The sequence below is a fragment of the Dickeya oryzae genome (assembly GCF_020406815.2).
GTDB lineage: Bacteria > Pseudomonadota > Gammaproteobacteria > Enterobacterales > Enterobacteriaceae > Dickeya > Dickeya oryzae.
Map to the genome: position 1 here is coordinate 3731197 of NZ_CP162670.1, position 16547 is coordinate 3747743.

A 16547-nucleotide genomic window follows, 5' to 3' on the forward strand; every position below is an offset into this window, starting at 1 on the left:
ATGCATATTACAGAAAACGATAGCATTACCCATTTGGGGGTGCGCTCCAGCTACCCGGACAAATACGACCCGACACTGCTCGAAGCGCTGCCGCGCGCCCGTGGCCGTGATCTGGTAGGCCTGACCGGTTCATCCCTGCCGTTTGACGGCTACGATCTGTGGACGGCCTTTGAGCTGTCGTGGCTCAATCGCAAGGGAAAACCACTGGTGGGTATCGCTGAATTCATTATCCCAGCCAGTTCGGAAAACCTGATCGAATCCAAATCGTTCAAACTGTACCTCAACAGCTTTAACCAGACCCGTTTTCAGGATATCGGTGAAGTACACGCCACCCTGATCAAAGACCTGTCCGCTGCCGCCAATGGCGATGTTAAGGTCACGCTGTACCCGGGGTTGACCGGTTATTCATCACAGATCGATACCCTGCCCGGCATCAACATCGACGAGCTGGATATTGAAGTGAACGATTACGGCTTTAATCCTGATTATTTACAGCACGCTGTACGTGACAACGCGCCGCACGTCACCGAAACCCTGTGTTCCAATCTGCTGAAATCTAACTGTCTGGTGACTTACCAGCCGGACTGGGGCAGCGTGGTCATCAAATACGAAGGCCGACAAATCGACCGGGAAGCGCTGCTGCGTTATCTGATTTCGTTCCGCCAGCACAATGAATTCCACGAGCAGTGTGTCGAGCGCATTTTTAATGACCTCAAACGTTACTGCCAACCGGAAAAACTAACCGTGTTCGCCCGTTATACCCGTCGTGGCGGCCTGGACATCAACCCGTTCCGTAGCGACTTTGAAACCGAAGCCACTACCGGTCGTCTGGTTCGTCAGTAATACCGTGCGCCTCTCCACCTTCGGGGAGGCGCTGCCCGCGTTCTTCCCGTTGCGGTAAATACTGTTTCAGCCAGGCGATAAATGCTGAAATGCGTGCAGGTACATGCCGCCGCTGCTGATAAACCGCGTAGATATCCGCCTCCGGCATGATGTAATCCGGTAATAACGCCACCAGCCTCCCGTTACCAAGCCAGGAACGCACGTCCCACAACGAACGCAAAATAATGCCGTGTCCGTCCAGCGCGTAGCGCATGATCACCTCACCATCATTGGCAGAAAGATTGCCGAAAGCCCGATGGGTAAACTCGTGGCCATCACGATAAAAACGCCATAAGCCGTAATCGCTCTCATACTGACGCAACACCAGACAATTGTGCTCGGCAAGGTCTGCCACGGTTTTCGGTGTACCACAACGCGCCAGATACGCGGGTGAGGCACACAGTACTCGCGGGTTTGCCATCAACCGATGTGCGACCAGTCGGGAGTCTGGCGGCGCACCGAAGCGAATATCAATGTCGACACCGGCATCCAGCATATTGAGCGGCTGGCTGGTGAGCTGCAACTGCACTTCCAGTTCCGGGTGCAGGCGGGCAAACTCGGAAATCAGCGGCGCGATGTGGCGTCGCCCAAAACCGAACGAGGCATTCACGGTCAATCGCCCACGCAGCGTAAGCTGATTACGACGTACCTGACTTTCCAGCTCCTCGATTTCATGCAGAATCGGCAACGCGCCTTCGGCGTATAGCTGGCCTTCCGGCGTCAAATCCAACCGGCGGGTGGTACGTCTGATCAATTGCACCCCCAGACGTTGCTCCAGTTGCGTCAGGCGTTTGCTGACAGCAGGCAGCGACAGCCCACTTTCACGCGCCACTGCTGTCAAACTGCCGAGCGCGGCAATGCGGCTAAAGAACAGCAAATCGTCGATTGAGCGCATTTATTCTTCTCTTTTATTCAACAATGACTTTACCGGAAGCGAAATTGTTTACGTCAGGCAAAGTAAATACACTTTCTATTATCCGAGTGCAATCGTTCAAAAAAACATTCAGGAGTTGCCATGTCTCAACCGCATTACCGTATCGCCGTCATCCCCGGCGACGGCATCGGCAAGGAAGTGATGCCGGAAGGGGTACGCGTTCTTACCCGTACTGCAGAGCTGTTTAATATCCGGCTAGAGTGGGAATGGTTTGATTTTGCCAGCGCCGATTACTACCTCCAGCACGGCAAGATGCTGCCGGATAACTGGTTTACGCTGCTCAAAGGCTTCGATGCCATCTACTTTGGTGCGGTAGGCTGGCCGGACGTAGTGCCGGACCATGTATCGCTGTGGCAATCGCTACTGTTATTCCGCCGTGAGTTCGATCAGTACGTCAACCTGCGGCCCTGCCGCCTGATGCCGGGAGTGAAAGCGCCGCTGGCCGGCCGCGAGCCTGGTGATATCGACTTTTATATCGTGCGTGAAAATACCGAAGGCGAGTATTCCAGCGTCGGTGGCACCATGTTCGCCGGAACCGAGCGCGAGGTGGTCATTCAGGAAACGGTGATGACCCGCGTTGGCGTTGATCGCATCCTCAAATTTGCCTATGACCTGGCGATGAAGCGGGCGAAAAAGCACCTGACCTCCGCCACCAAATCCAACGGTATCGCTATCACCATGCCGTACTGGGACAGCCGCGTCGCCGAAATGGGCACCCGCTACCCCGAGGTGAAAGTCGACAAATACCACATTGATATTCTCACCGCCAACTTCGTGCTACACCCGGACTGGTTTGACGTGGTGGTCGCCAGTAATCTGTTTGGCGACATTTTGTCCGACCTTGGCCCTGCCTGTACCGGTACTATCGGGATTGCGCCTTCGGCCAATATCAACCCGGAACGCACCTTCCCCAGCCTGTTTGAACCAGTACATGGCTCAGCGCCGGATATCGCCGGTAAAGGCATTGCCAACCCCATAGGCCAAATCTGGTGCGGGGCGATGATGCTGGAGCATCTGGGACATGACGACGCCGGGGCCGCGGTGCTCAGCGCTATTGAGCGTGTGCTGGAGCAAGGCCCGGGCAACGCACCGTTAACGAAAGACCTCGGCGGCAACGGTAATACCGCAGCACTGGGTGAGGCGATTGCGCAGGCTGTGCGCCGCTAACCGCATCAGCATGCAGTAACAACCCGCTCGAAGAACAAGAAGGCCGCTATCATAGCGGCCTTCTTGTTAGTATCTTGGTCTGCTTAGGCAATTAATGCATGGCACCCGGCGGGATGTCTTTGTAAGCATTGACATAAGCGATCAGCAGTCTTCTCAGAAATTTACGCACGTTCATCACCTTGGTTAACGACTTATTTGTGAACTTTCTGGTAAAAGATTGTACGTTTTGTTGAATTCGGACGCAATGCTTTTGTGATGGCTATCACAAAAAAATCAGACTCACGTTTTAGTTTCCCCACTTAACCCGGTCATGCCGCCTGCTCATTCCTTCTCTATGACAGCGCTTTTTTGCAACCAAAAACACCTCACTATCCGGATTTGGATTATTCTTTGATCTATAAAATTATTTCCCGGCTAAGACAAAAGCAGCCATACTAACGGGGCTGCGTAATTCAGCGCGGCACTGGCGCGCTTGCCCCGGCCATTTACTGACGATGTAAACCTGCCCTATGGAAACCTGGAAACTCAACCTCTTCGCCGCCTGGCTGGGATGCTTTTTTACCGGCATGGCAATGAGCCAGATACTGCCGTTTCTGCCGCTCTATATCGAACACCTTGGGGTCAGTGACCACACCGCCTTGAATTTGTGGTCAGGACTGGTGTTCAGTTCGGCATTTTTGGTTTCAGCCATTGTCGCACCGCTATGGGGCAGCCTGGCCGACCGCAAAGGTCGCAAGCTGATGCTGCTGCGTGCCGCGCTTGGTATGTCGCTGATCATGGGGCTACAAGGCATGGCGACCAACGTCTGGCAACTGTTTATGCTGCGCGCACTGATGGGGCTGACTTCCGGTTACATTCCTAACGCCATGGCGCTGATTGCCTCGCAAGTACCGCGCAGCCGCAGCGGTTGGGCGCTCGGCACGCTGTCTACCGGGCAAGTCGCCGGGGTCTTGATTGGGCCACTGCTTGGCGGCTTTATGGCCGATACCATCGGTTTGCGTATGGTGTTTTTTATTACCTCCGCCATGCTGTTTATCTGTTTTCTGATTACGCTGTTCGCTATCCGCGAAAACGCGATTACCGTCAGTAAAAAAGCGCAGCTCAGCGGCCGGGCCGTATTCGCCTCGCTGCCTTACCCGCTACTGATTATCAGCCTGTGCGTCACTACCATGATGATTCAGATGGCGAACGGCTCCATCAGCCCCATTCTGACGCTGTTTATCCGCGACCTGTCGCCTAACATTGACAACATCGCCTTTATCAGCGGCATCATCGCCGCCGTACCGGGTGTGTCGGCGCTGCTGTCCGCCCCCCGCCTCGGCAAACTGGGGGATCGCATCGGTTCTCAGCGGGTGTTGATCGTCGCGTTATTCCTGTGCGCCCTGCTGTTTTTCCTGATGTCGGCGGTGCAAAGCTCTGTCCAGCTCGGGATTCTGCGTTTCGCGTTAGGGTTCGCCGACGGTGCGCTGATGCCCGCCGTGCAGGCGCTGCTGGTCAAATACAGTAGCCAGCAGGTCACCGGACGTATTTTCGGTTATAACCAGTCCTGTATGTATTTGGGCAACGTGGTCGGCCCGCTGCTGGGTTCCACGGTCTCCGCTACGTTGGGCTACCGTTGGGTTTTTCTGGTTACCGCACTGCTGGTGCTGATTAACGGCATCCAGCTGATGGTGAGTTTCGCCCGCCTGCCAAAAAAAGTCTGACCTCGTCAGGGGAGCCGTGTCGTCGGCTTCCCCTCACCACGGCTGGATCTTCGATTGTTCATCCTGCTTTCATGTTTTTGTCATCCTTGTCGCCAAAGATAGCGCCTGTGCAAACGTATGCACTCCTGACAAAAGGCGCTCACTATGTTTGGCAAAGATATGTTTGGCAACACCACTCACTCACACAGTAAGACTTCCCTTTCCCGTCTGTTGCTCGCCGTGGGTCTGGCATGCAGCATGACATCGCAGGCCGCTGATCTGGTCATCGCCGGACGCGATGACGTCTACGGCAAAGCGCTCGACAGTACGCTGGCCCGTTTCCAGCAACAGCACCCTGGCAAGCAGATCGAACTGCTGAAACTGCCCTACGCCAACCTGTATGAAAAACTGGTGATTTCCCTGCGGGAAAACGCCTCATCCTACGACCTGATGCTGATGGACGACAGTTGGAGTCCGGAATTCGCCGGTAATGGCTGGCTACAACCACTGCCGGAAAGCCTGCAAAGCAGCGATTTTATTCCGGCGGTACTGAATGTCTCACGCGTGCCGGAAAACAGCGGCCCGGCGTACAGCCTGCCGGTGGTCGGTAACGTGGCGATGTTTGCTTATCGCCAGGACCTGTTCGATAAACACCAGCTCAAAGCACCTGCCAACTGGGATGCGGTATTAAGCGATGCCAAAACCCTGCAACAGCAGGAGCCGGGGGTTTCCGGCGTGGTGTTCCGTGGCATGAAGGGCAACCCGATTGTGTCCGGCTTTATGCCAATGCTGTGGGCCTACGGCGGCAACGTCATCACCAACGGCAAAGCCTCGCTGGACTCGCCGCAAGCACTTCAGGCGCTCAATACCCTCAAGGCGCTGAAAGCCTTCGCGCCGACCGGGGTTGAGGTGTACAACGCCGCCGATGTCCGTCAGGCGATGGAACAAGGTAAAGCGGCGATGGCGATCGAAGTCTGGCCAGCCTGGGCGGCAACACTGGACGACGCTGACAAATCTAAAGTGGTCGGCAAAATGACGTTACAACCGGCACCGGGGCAAAACGTCGGCCCATCACCGATGCTGGGTATCTGGCAGATGGCTATTGCCAAAAACAGCCAGCACAGCGAACTGGCGCAGCAATTCCTGAGCTACCTCACCAGCGCGGAAAACCAGAAAGCGCTGGCGCTGGAGCTGGGACTGCCGCCGACTCGCCGCAGCGTCTATCAGGATGCGCAAGTGGTGCAGAAATACCGCTGGTATCCGGCACAGTTGGCAGCACTGGAAGCGGGCAAGGCGCGTCCTCGCATCCGCAACTGGCAGGAAGTGGAAAGCATCCTCGGCGACTACCTGCAACTGGCGCTGATGGATCAAATGCCAGCGAAGGTCGCGTTAGAACAGGCTAATCAAAAGATCGCACAAGTCCTGAAGTAATACGTACTGAAATAACACGCATCAACATGACTGTTTTCGGGCGGGCCACGGTCCGCCCACGCAAGGACACCCCATGCATTTTGACTCCCGCTGGCAACGCTGGCTGCTGCTCCTGCCCGCCGCCACGCTGCTGCTACTGCTGACGCTCTACCCCATCGGCCAGATGCTGCTTTACTCCTTCAGCAAGGTCGATTATGCCGCCGCCAGCCGCAGTTGGGTCGGGTTGGAGAACTACCGCCAGTTGTTCGACGACTGGTTCTTCACCACCAGCCTGAAAAACACCCTGCTGTTTTCAGTCGGCAGTTCGCTGTTACAGGTGCTGCTGGGACTGGTGTTGGCGTTATTGCTATACCGCCATTTTCCCGGTCGCCAGTGGGTGTTGAGCCTGCTGATTTACCCAATGATGATCTCCACGCTGGTGTGCTCAGCCATCTGGCGCGTGTGGTTTCATTACGATTTTGGTCTGCTGAATAATTGCCTGACCGCGTTGGGGCTGATGCCGCAACCGTGGCTATCCAGCCCGCATCTGGCGCTGTGGTCGCTGATGCTGGTGGATATCTGGCAGTGGACGCCGATGGCTTGCCTTATCATTCTTGCCGGATTACAGGGCATCCCCAAAGACGTACTGGAAGCGGCGCAAAGCGACGGAGCCAATGGCTGGAAACGGCTGTGGTACGTCACGCTGCCACTTATCCGCCAGCCGCTGATGCTGGCGCTGCTGCTGCGCTCCATCGACACCTTCAAGCTGTTCGACAAAGTGTACGCCCTGACCGGCGGCGGCCCCGGTTATGCGACCGAAACCCTGTCGCTGTACATCTATCAGCAAGGCTTCAAGTTTTTTAATCTGGGACTCGCCAGCGCGGGGGCAGTCATTATGCTGCTATTCGCCGCAGCCATGAGCCTGGTCTACGCCTGGCAGTTACTGCGTGGAGGGAAAAGCGCATGAGACTCCCCTACTGGCTGACAGCACTACGTGCCCTGGCGCTGGCTATCGCGTTGCTGTTTTTCACCTTACCGATCCTGTGGATGGTGGCAGCGGCGTTTAAGTCCACCGCGGAATTCTCCAGCCTTTCCAGCCCGTTCTGGCCGCAACAGTGGACGCTCACTCACCTCAAGAGCCTGCTGGATAATGGCGTTGGCGCACGGCTGCTTAATACCCTCTGGGTCGCGGCGGGTGCCACCGCGTTATCGCTGATAACCGGTTTTATGGCTGCCTATACGCTGGCACGCCACCGCTTTGCGGCACGGCTGGATAGCCTGTTCCTGCTGCTGGTGCTGTTGATCAAAATGATGCCGCCGATGGTGGTGGCCATCCCGCTGTATTCGTTGCTCAAATCACTGCACCTGCTCAACAGTCTGGCCGGGTTGATGCTGGCGTATCAGGTCTACACCCTGCCGTTTTGTATCTGGATGCTGCTCAGTTTTATCCGCGATGTGCCGCTGTCGCTGGAAGAAGCCGCCGCGATGGACGGTGCCGGGCTGTGGCGACGGCTGCGTTACATCGTGCTGCCGGTGTGTGCTCCCGGTCTGGTCGCTACGGCGATCTTCACCCTGATCATGGCGTGGAACGAATTTCTGTTCGCCTTGCTGTACCTGCAAACCCCACAGCAATTCACGCTGCCGCTATTTATCGCCAACTTCATGACTGAAAACCAGATCTACTGGGGAGAACTGATGAGCATCGGGTTGCTGTCTTCGCTGCCGGTGTTGCTGGTGGCGGGCTTTGTTCAACGTTATTTGCTGCGCGGCTTTGCCGTCAGCCAGAAATAGGATTCGCGGATGAGTGAATTACGATTACATCAGGTCACCAAGCACTACGGTCGCCAGACGGTGCTGCACGGCATCGACCTGCATATCCGGCAGGGGGAATTGGTGGTGTTCGTCGGCCCATCCGGCTGTGGCAAATCAACCCTATTGCGGACCATCGCCGGGCTGGAAGAACAAGACAGCGGCCAGATTCTGCTGGGTGACGACGATATCTCGCGCCAGCCGCCTGGCCTGCGGGAAATGGCGATGGTATTTCAATCTTATGCGCTGTACCCGCACATGACCGTGGCGGAAAACATGGGCTTCGCGCTCAAGATGGCCGGTGAACGACGCCCTGTGATTGCCGAGAAAGTGGCACAGGTCGCAGAGATGCTACAACTCACACCGCTACTGGCGCGTAAACCCGGTGCGCTTTCCGGTGGGCAACGTCAACGGGTGGCGATTGGTCGTGCCATCGTGCGTAAACCGCGCCTGTTTTTGTTCGACGAACCGCTATCTAATCTGGACGCGAAACTGCGCACCCATACCCGGGTGCAGTTAAAAGCCCTGCACCAGCAGTTAGCCGCCACCATGATTTACGTCACCCACGACCAGGTCGAGGCGATGACGCTGGCCGATCGCATCGTGGTATTGCACGAAGGACGTATCGCGCAGATCGGCACACCGGAAGAGCTGTATCACCAGCCCGCTACGACCTTTGTCGCCGGGTTTATCGGCACACCGGAAATGAACTTTTTTCAGCTGTCGTCCGGTCAAACATTATCGCCGTGGCTGCAACGACTGGCGCGCGACGAACGCGCGGTGACCCTCGGCGTTCGCCCGGACGCCTTTGAGATAACCAGCAGTATTCCAACCTTTCAGGTGGATCTGGTGGAAAACCTGGGGGCGCAATATCACCTGCACGGCCACATCATCCATGAACCTGGCATCAAACTGGTGGTGGAAAGCCGTAGCGCAGCGCGTATCGGTCAGGAGCTGGCGTTGCAGGTGGTAGCGGAACGCTGCCACTGGTTTGATATTGATGGACAGCGTTTACCCTCACCCGCGCATACCGGGAAACAGGAGACTGTGCATGGAGCTTGATATTCTTGGCAGCGGTGAAGCCTACGACAGCCAACGGGTTAACGCCGCGATACGGGTCAGCGAAAACGGGTTTCAGTTGCTGGTGGATTGCGGTCCGACGGTTCCGCAGGCACTGTGGCAACGCCAGACCGCACCGGACGACCTCAACGCCATCTATATTACCCACGTCCATCCCGACCATGTCCTCGGCCTGACGACCTGGCTTAACTGGTGCGAATCTTGCGGGCGTACCGCACCGCTCACGGTCATCGCTCCGCGTCAGCAACTCCCGCAGTTACAGCGTCTGGCGGATTTCGCCTTTTGGCCCGCCGGTCGACCACTGTTTACCCTTCACTGGCAGGATAGTGAAAGCCTGAGCGAACTGGGACCATGGCATTGCCAGACCGCACCGACCCGACACTCGATACCTAACCGGGCGTTGTATCTGAGCGCTAAGCAGGGGTCATTGTTCTACAGCGGTGACGGTCAGTTGACGCCCGCCGCGGCCACACTGCTGGCGCAGGCGGACCTGGCGCTGGTGGAATGTTTTTCACCGCAGGCAACCGGCAACGCCTGGCACGGCAACTGGCCGCAGGTGCAGACGCTGGCGCGTAAACCGGGTGCGCAACTGGGGCTGTACCATGTGCAACAGTCGCAAAAAGCGGCACTGCAACAGGCTATCGCCGCCTCGTCCGCTATTTTTCTCCCCGAACAGGGCGACCTCGCGCGCTGTCATGACGGCCACTGGCACATCATCAGAGGTTCTGGACATGAATAAGAAGCGCATCACCTCGATTGATGTTGCCCGTAGCGCGGGCGTTTCTCCTTCAGCGGTGTCGCGCACCTACTCCGCACCGGGAAAAGTCAGCCAGGCAACCCGCTCACGGGTACTGGCAGCCGCCGATGAACTGGGCTATCGCCCCAACGCACTGGCTCGTGCGCTGGTCAATTCCGGGCGGCAGGGTTCCGGCATCGTGGCGGTAGTAATGGGGGAATTCGATAACCCGTTCCAGCCCTGGTTGTTTAATCTGCTAACGCAGGCGCTGCAACAACATGGGCTGGTGCCGATGCTGGTCAGCGTCACCGAACACTGCGACATCCGCGCCCGACTGCAACAGGCGTTGTCGTGGCAGGTGGAAGCGGCGATTATTTCTGCCGGTAGCCTATCGCAAGAAACCACCGAACGTTGTCTGGAACTGTCGCTGCCGATGGTACTGATGGGACGTGAAGATAAGCGTGAAACCGTCACCGCCGTGCTGTCTGATAACCGGCTGGCCGGTGAACTGGCGGCTGATCACCTGATGTCACAGGGGCTGACCCGGCTGGCCTACATTGCCGGTCGTCATGATGGACAAGCCTCGCTGGAGCGACTGGTGGGCTTTCGCCAGCGCCTGCTCAGCCGTGGCCTGCCTGAACCGATCGTCGCCGATAACCCGGATTACGCCTACCACAGTGGCTACCGCGCCATGTGCCAGTTACAGCAACAATACCCCTCGGTGGAAGGCGTGTTCTGCGCCTGCGATGCGCTGGCTTTTGGCGCGCTGGACGCCCTGCGGCTCAACGGTGGCGCGAACTGTAAAGTGATCGGCTGCGACGACACCCCGCAGGCCGCCTGGGAAGGCTACCGGTTGACCACGGTGCGTCAGCCGGTTGAGTTGCTGGTGGAGCACGTGATACGCCATCTGCAACAGGTGTTACGCGGTGAGGCACAACACGGTGACACCGTTCGTATTGCTCCCACCCTGGTCGTGCGCTAAACCCGCTCGGGCGCTCATCGCGCCCGATAACGGATAAGCCAGCCGTTACCCACGTAGCGTCGGGTGATGGCGTTCCATGAAATCCAGAAAACGGCGCACCATCGGAATGCCCGCGCTACGCTTGAGATAGCTGACAGCAAACGTACGGATGATCGGCGTAGCGACCGGGCGAATAGCGATATCGTACCCCTTCAGGCTCCCCGCCACCGAGGTGCACAGAAAGACAACGCCGCCGTGGTGCATCACCAGATCCATAATGATGTCGAGATTGCTGCACTCACGAAAGCAGGTCTCCTCCAGCCCGGCACGATTGAACGCTGCCGACACCGCCGCATGCTCGCCGGTACCTTTTTGCGGCACAATCGGCCGCTCCTGCGCCAGTTGCTCCAGCGTCAGGCTGTCTTGCCCTGCCAGCGGGTGATCGGCTGCCATCACCGCCACCAGATTGTCATCCAGAAAGATGGTGTGATTAAACAGCGGATCCTGTAAGTAATCATCGAATGGCGTGGAGAGCGACACATGAATCTCAGCATTTCTGACCTTTTCCAGCAAGTCGCTGCTGACGCCATCAATAAACGATAACTCGATATTTGGGTGCTGCTTCTGAAATGACGTAAAGACATCGTAGTATTTCAGCCGGTTGAAGATAGGAATCACCCCGACCATCAGGGCACCATCCTGACTTTCTTCGTATGACTGCACAAATTGTTCTACGTCGTAATACTCGCGAATCAGTGGTTTGATTTTTTCATCAAACGCCTCGCCAAATGGCGTTAACGCAAACTGGCGGGTGGTGCGATTAATCAGTTTTCGTTCTAACTCCTGTTCCAGTCGGGATATTTCCTGAGAAAGAAAGGCCTGAGAGATATTGAGAGATTTGGCGGCACGGGTAAAACTCCCTTTGCGGACCAACTCATGGTAATAAAGTGCTCGCTTGATACTTATCATGATTATTTTTATTTATAACCTTATCGAATATTAATTATATGAATTTGTTAAAATACTAATGTGAGATTAAGCACAATTGTATTAATCATCACCATGTTAGCCTGCACCCTGACTGTACCTCATGCTCATCCGTCTGCTTGCATATTGATTCAAAAGCAATGATCAGAAAAAAACAATGTTCATAAAATAATTTTTTAAGGAATAATTCATGCGTACGCCACCCCTCAAAATGATACTGTTATCTTCCATTATTATTACCGCAGCCGCTCAGGTTCCCCATACGATGGCAGCAGACAACACACATGAACTGACGCTGACCCCGCGTCAACCGTCGGTTAAACTGATTTCCGACGTGGTTTACGCGCAGGTGCCGATGCGCGGCTATGCTAACGTCGCGTTGAAAATGGATATCCTCCAGCCGGAAGCCAGGTCACCGCAACCCGCCGTGCTGTTCATCACCGGCGGCGGCTTCATCAACGCCAATAAAGACAACTATATCCAGCAACGGCTGAAAATGGCGGAAGCGGGTTACGTGGTCGCCAGCATGGAGTACCGCGTGGCACCCACCGTACTGTTCCCCGCCCCGCTGGAGGACGTGAAATCCGCCATTCGCTATCTGCGCGCCAATGCGAGCAAATTCGGCATTGATACGAATCATGTGGCCGTGTTCGGTGCCTCAGCCGGTGGCTATCTGGCTGCATTCGCCGGTACCAGCAACGGCGACAAGCAATTTGACCGTGGGGAACACCTTGACCAAAGCAGCCAGGTACAAGCAGTTATCGACTTCTATGGCCTGTCGGATCTGACCCGCGTCGGTGAGGGCTTCCCGGATGCAGTGGTACAAAAACACGCCTCACCGTCCTCGACCGAAGCTATCTGGGTCAACGGCACTTCCGTATTCAATGACGGTGGACCGATTACCCGCTTCCCGGAAAGAACGGCTGCCGCCAACCCGATCAACTATATCAGCAAGAACACGCCGCCTTTTTTAATTATGCACGGTAGCGCCGATACGGTGGTTTCTCCCCACCAGACCGAAATGCTGCACAAGGCGCTGATAGCCCACGGCATCAACAGCACCTATTACGTGGTGAAAGGCGCGGAGCATGGCGGCATTTACTGGGTACAACCAGAAATCATGCAGAAAGTGATTCAGTTTCTGGACCGCCAGTTGAAGCCATAATCGGCTGATAGCCATTAATTGGCAGAAGGTCATTAATGAGCTATACCCAAAATAATTCGAGTTGCAGGAAGGCGGCAAGAGAGTGAATCCCGATGAGCTTACTCAGGTAAGTGATTCGGGTGAGCGAACGCAGCCAACACACCTGCAACTTGAAGTATGACGGGTATGAAAATCATTCCGCTAAAGCGCCTCGTCAGAGGCGCTTTTTATTTATGTGCCGAAACAAATAACGTACCGCGCGAATGAATTATTGCGCTACATCACTTTCATTCATTTTGACTAAAGAGATAGTTTTCCGCACAAGTCAAAAAAGACACGTTGATAACAAAAACAAACAATAAAAATAACATTAACAATGAAACTCACGACAATAATAACAGGAACCGCGCCAGTTATCGTATTTTGCAATTATTTTTATCCGGATATACAAAAAATTAAATGTGAAGCGTGACACATATCCCGCCAGGTGCACATGCTCCAATTATTTCCATCAAGATGTTTTATTTCCTGACACACATTTCATTCAAATACCGGCTTATTTCTAAAGCACGAGCATTGTTGTTATTCACTGCGTGTATTCGTGCCCAGTGAAAAGAAAATAAAAAATGATTTATTGCAGCGCAGAGCGTAATGGCTGCAAACCGACATTTGCTTTCTGAAAGGTTATTTTATGGAAAATTATACCCGACGCCGTTTTATTGCCATTATGGGCAGCGCACTGGCCGTTTCCGGCAGTGGCCTGCCAGTGGCCGCACAGGAAACGGCACTACCGTCCTCTGGGGTGCGACCGCTTAAATACGGCATTTTGCACAACGAGCTGCGCTGTATCGGCTGCAAAGCCTGTATGACCGCCTGCCGTAAAACCAATCAGGTGCCGGAGGGCGTCACCCGGCTGAATATCATACAAACCGTCGATATCCCCGCCACCGATACCACTAAACCCATTAAACAGTTCTTCCGTCAGTCCTGCCAGCACTGCGATAACCCGCCTTGTGTGTCTGTCTGCCCGACCGGGGCCTCATTCAAAGATGCGCTGACCGGCATTGTCGATGTTAACGACAAACGCTGTGTCGGTTGTCGCTACTGCATCGCCGCCTGCCCATACCACGTGCGTTTTATCAACCCGGTAACCAACACCGCAGATAAATGCAATTTCTGTCGGGAAACCAATCTGGCGGCAGGCAAGAAACCGGCCTGCGTCGAAATTTGCCCGACCAAAGCGCTGGTGTTTGGCGATCTCAACGATCCGGACAGCGATATTTCGAAAATGATCAAAAGCAACCCTATCTACCGCAGCAAAGTCTACCTGGGTACCGGCCCTAACCTTTACCGCATACCGGGTAAATACGGAGAAAGCGATCATGCATAACGCCTTTCACTTTCCTTCGCTGGTATGGGACTGGCCCATCGCCGTTTACCTGCTGCTGGTGGGGATCTCCTCGGGAATGATGGTGTTGACGTTACTGTTTCGCCGCTATCTGCCCGCAGAAAACCAACAGGCAAACCCATTGATAGCCGCCACAGCGATCATCGCGCCGTTGTCGGTCATCATCGGGCTGGTGATCCTGATTTTTCACCTCGCCCGCCCCATCACCTTCTGGTATTTGATGGTTTTCTATAATCCCCATTCCATCATGTCGTTGGGAGTGATGCTGTTTCAGGTGTACATGCTGGTGATGTTCCTGTGGATTGCCAGCCTGTACCGCCAACCGCTGCTGGCCTGGAGTGAACGCCGGTTGCCGGGCGCACTGCACGCGGTGCTCAATCGGGTTATCGCCTGGGTGACTCGTTACCTGCGTCCGGTAGAAAATGTCTTGCTGGTGCTGGCGTTGCTGCTCGGTTGCTATACCGGCTTTCTGCTCTCAGCATTGAAATCCTTTCCACTGCTGAACAACCCGGTACTGCCGGTGCTGTTTCTGGTATCAGGTGTCACCTCCGGCGTCGCGGTACTGATGATGGTCGGTGCCTCGGCGAGCAGCCAGCAATACTGCCCGCACACCCTGCATCTGCTGCACAAACTGGAAAAGCCGATCGCGCTGGTCGAACTGTTTCTGCTGTTCGCCTTTTTTATCGGCCTGATGTTGGGCGGTGGGCAGAAATCAGTCGCGGCACAGGTAGCGTTGAGCGGATTCTGGGGCGGGGTGTTCTGGATCGGTATTATCGGCATCGGTATGTTGGTGCCGCTGGTAGCAGGTGGCTTGCCTGCGATACAACGCCGTATCGCATTTCTGCCACGCTTTACCGCCGGCCTGACGCTACTAGGCGTGTTCCTGCTGCGGTTATTCGTGCTGTACGCCGGTCAGATGACGGTAGCCTGACCATGAACGGCCCACGCGCACTCTTCTGGCTGGCCTCGGCGGCGTTCTTCATGCAATCGCTGGACACCACCATGCTGTACGTCGCCGTACCGGCGATAGCCCGTGCGCTGCACCAGCCTGTCTTGCGTATGGAGCCAATCGTCATGGCTTACGTCATCACCGTCGTGGCCTTTACCCCGATTAACAGTTGGCTGAGCCAGCATCTGGGAGAGCGGCGTACGTGTCTCGCCGCCCTGACCATCTTCACCGGCGGCGCGCTGCTGTGCTTTCATGCCGACTCCGCATTTCAACTGGGTTTGGGGCGATTTATTCAGGGAACCGGTGGCGCGTTACTGTTGCCGGTGATCCGCACACAAGTGCTGCGATACACCCCCGCCGATACCCGGTTGTCATTCCTGAATCGCATGACCCTGCTCGGCATGTTCGGCACCCTGACTGGCCCGCTGTTGGGTAGCCTGCTGACCGACGGGTTATCCTGGCGGGCTATTTTTCTCGCGCCAGTTCCCCTGGCGCTGCTATGCCTGTGGCTGGCATGGCGCATCCTGCCGACGGATAGCGGCATCCGCGTCAGCGCCTGCCGGGTGTCGATGCGTAACCTGCTGCCGCTGGTCGGCATTCTGCTGACGGTGACCCTGCTGCTGGCCGCGGCACCGCGGCACCTGCTGTCGCTGCCAGTCATCGTGCTGTTGGGTCTGGCCTGTACCCTTTGCACGTTATTTTACCTGCGCAGTGACCTGCCGGGGCGCGAAGCCCTGCTGCCGGTGTCCCTGTTCAGCATCCGTTCTTTTTATGTCGGGGTATGGGGTGGCGTGCTTACCCGCTTACTGCTGGCCTCGCTGCCGGTGGTGATATCTCTGGTGGTTCAGACCTCGCTCGGGCTGCCGCCCGCGACCGCTGGTCTCATCATGTTGCTGTTTTCCATCGGCGCGCTGCTGGCCAAGCTGCTGTTCGAACCGCTGATTCGCTGGCTGGGTTACCGCAATGTGCTGATGTACGGCACGCTGCTGGCCTCAGCACTGGTGCTGCTGCTCGGCCTCGCTATCCAGCACCGTTTACTGCCGGTGATCGGTGTCTGCGCTGTCGCTATCGGCCTGATGACCGCGTTATTGCACTCGGCGGAAAGCACGCTGGCCTGCTGCCACCTGTGCAGCGACACCTACAACAGCGGCAATAACATCATGATCCTCAGTCAGTTGATTGCCGTCATGCTCAGCATGGCGCTGACCTTCCCGGCGTTGCGGCTGTTTTCCCAATGGGAACCACTACTGAACATCAACCATTTCAGCCTGCTGTTGTTACTGCTCGGCACCGGATTACCGCTGAGTTGCCTGTTGTTTCGCCATCTCAGCCACGAAGAAGGGAAAACGCTGCTGGCCCCTTAGCCCGGCGCGGGTTCCCGTTTATTGATGATATTAA

At 56.0% G+C, this 16547-nt stretch carries 16 protein-coding genes; 13 read left to right on the top strand and 3 right to left on the bottom strand.

The annotated features are described in order from the left end of the window. Window positions 1-843, top strand: coding sequence for an NADPH-dependent 7-cyano-7-deazaguanine reductase QueF (gene queF / locus LF929_RS16340; RefSeq protein ID WP_019844407.1), 843 nt, complete (start codon window positions 1-3; stop codon window positions 841-843). On the opposite strand, the gene LF929_RS16345 is transcribed toward queF, so the two are convergent. Then, window positions 818-1777 carry a LysR family transcriptional regulator gene (locus tag LF929_RS16345; RefSeq protein WP_226092995.1) on the bottom strand — a complete coding sequence of 320 codons (960 nt, stop codon included), beginning with the start codon at window positions 1775-1777 and terminating at the stop codon, window positions 818-820. The two genes, queF and LF929_RS16345, sit on opposite strands and share 26 nt — an antisense overlap. A gap of 120 nt (window positions 1778-1897) precedes the next feature. Between LF929_RS16345 and LF929_RS16350 the strand changes: the two genes are divergently transcribed. After that, window positions 1898-2983: a tartrate dehydrogenase gene (locus tag LF929_RS16350; protein ID WP_226092996.1), complete on the top strand. Its 1086-nt coding sequence runs from the start codon at window positions 1898-1900 to the stop codon at window positions 2981-2983. A gap of 91 nt (window positions 2984-3074) precedes the next feature. Here the strand turns inward: LF929_RS16350 and azuC are convergent, their stop codons facing one another. Next, a complete protein-coding gene (azuC, locus tag LF929_RS16355; RefSeq protein WP_146214194.1) occupies window positions 3075-3158 on the bottom strand; it encodes a stress response protein AzuC in 84 nt (27 codons plus the stop codon). Window positions 3159-3492: 334 nt separating this feature from the next. Between azuC and LF929_RS16360 the strand changes: the two genes are divergently transcribed. From LF929_RS16360 to LF929_RS16390, 7 genes are all read left to right on the top strand, one after another. Continuing rightward, the gene (locus LF929_RS16360; RefSeq protein ID WP_038903471.1) at window positions 3493-4686 is read left to right on the top strand and encodes a multidrug efflux MFS transporter; all 1194 of its coding nucleotides are present in this window, start codon (window positions 3493-3495) and stop codon (window positions 4684-4686) included. Window positions 4687-4830: 144 nt separating this feature from the next. Beyond that, window positions 4831-6096 (top strand): ABC transporter substrate-binding protein, encoded by a 1266-nt coding sequence (locus LF929_RS16365; protein ID WP_050570724.1) that lies wholly within the window; start codon window positions 4831-4833, stop codon window positions 6094-6096. Between the two features lie 73 nt (window positions 6097-6169). Then, window positions 6170-7042, top strand: a complete 873-nt coding sequence (locus LF929_RS16370; protein WP_016942253.1) for a carbohydrate ABC transporter permease — start codon at window positions 6170-6172, stop codon at window positions 7040-7042. After that, complete coding sequence (locus LF929_RS16375) at window positions 7039-7866, top strand: carbohydrate ABC transporter permease (protein ID WP_210175231.1); 828 nt, start codon at window positions 7039-7041, stop codon at window positions 7864-7866. Before LF929_RS16370 ends, LF929_RS16375 begins: the two co-directional genes overlap by 4 nt. Window positions 7867-7875: 9 nt before the next feature. After that, window positions 7876-8946: an ABC transporter ATP-binding protein gene (locus LF929_RS16380; protein WP_038903469.1), complete on the top strand. Its 1071-nt coding sequence runs from the start codon at window positions 7876-7878 to the stop codon at window positions 8944-8946. Beyond that, on the top strand, window positions 8936-9703 hold the full coding sequence (locus tag LF929_RS16385; protein WP_038907182.1) for an MBL fold metallo-hydrolase: 768 nt from the start codon (window positions 8936-8938) through the stop codon (window positions 9701-9703). Before LF929_RS16380 ends, LF929_RS16385 begins: the two co-directional genes overlap by 11 nt. Then, window positions 9696-10682, top strand: coding sequence for a LacI family DNA-binding transcriptional regulator (locus LF929_RS16390; protein WP_226092997.1), 987 nt, complete (start codon window positions 9696-9698; stop codon window positions 10680-10682). Before LF929_RS16385 ends, LF929_RS16390 begins: the two co-directional genes overlap by 8 nt. 45 nt (window positions 10683-10727) lie before the next feature. Here LF929_RS16390 and LF929_RS16395 read toward each other — a convergent pair whose 3' ends face one another. Then, the gene (locus LF929_RS16395; RefSeq protein ID WP_019844417.1) at window positions 10728-11630 is read right to left on the bottom strand and encodes a LysR family transcriptional regulator; all 903 of its coding nucleotides are present in this window, start codon (window positions 11628-11630) and stop codon (window positions 10728-10730) included. Window positions 11631-11838: 208 nt separating this feature from the next. Here LF929_RS16395 and LF929_RS16400 point away from each other — a divergent pair, with 208 nt between their 5' ends. The 4 genes from LF929_RS16400 to LF929_RS16415 all read left to right on the top strand — a co-directional run bounded on the left by LF929_RS16400 (window position 11839) and on the right by LF929_RS16415 (window position 16513). Then, on the top strand, window positions 11839-12813 hold the full coding sequence (locus tag LF929_RS16400) for an alpha/beta hydrolase (RefSeq protein WP_226092998.1): 975 nt from the start codon (window positions 11839-11841) through the stop codon (window positions 12811-12813). Window positions 12814-13483: 670 nt separating this feature from the next. Further along, window positions 13484-14182, top strand: a complete 699-nt coding sequence (locus LF929_RS16405) for a 4Fe-4S dicluster domain-containing protein (RefSeq protein WP_038907180.1) — start codon at window positions 13484-13486, stop codon at window positions 14180-14182. Further along, window positions 14175-15131, top strand: a complete 957-nt coding sequence (nrfD, locus tag LF929_RS16410) for a cytochrome c nitrite reductase subunit NrfD (protein WP_226092999.1) — start codon at window positions 14175-14177, stop codon at window positions 15129-15131. Before LF929_RS16405 ends, nrfD begins: the two co-directional genes overlap by 8 nt. A gap of 2 nt (window positions 15132-15133) precedes the next feature. Beyond that, window positions 15134-16513: an MFS transporter gene (locus tag LF929_RS16415; RefSeq protein ID WP_226093000.1), complete on the top strand. Its 1380-nt coding sequence runs from the start codon at window positions 15134-15136 to the stop codon at window positions 16511-16513. Window positions 16514-16547: the final 34 nt, after the last annotated feature.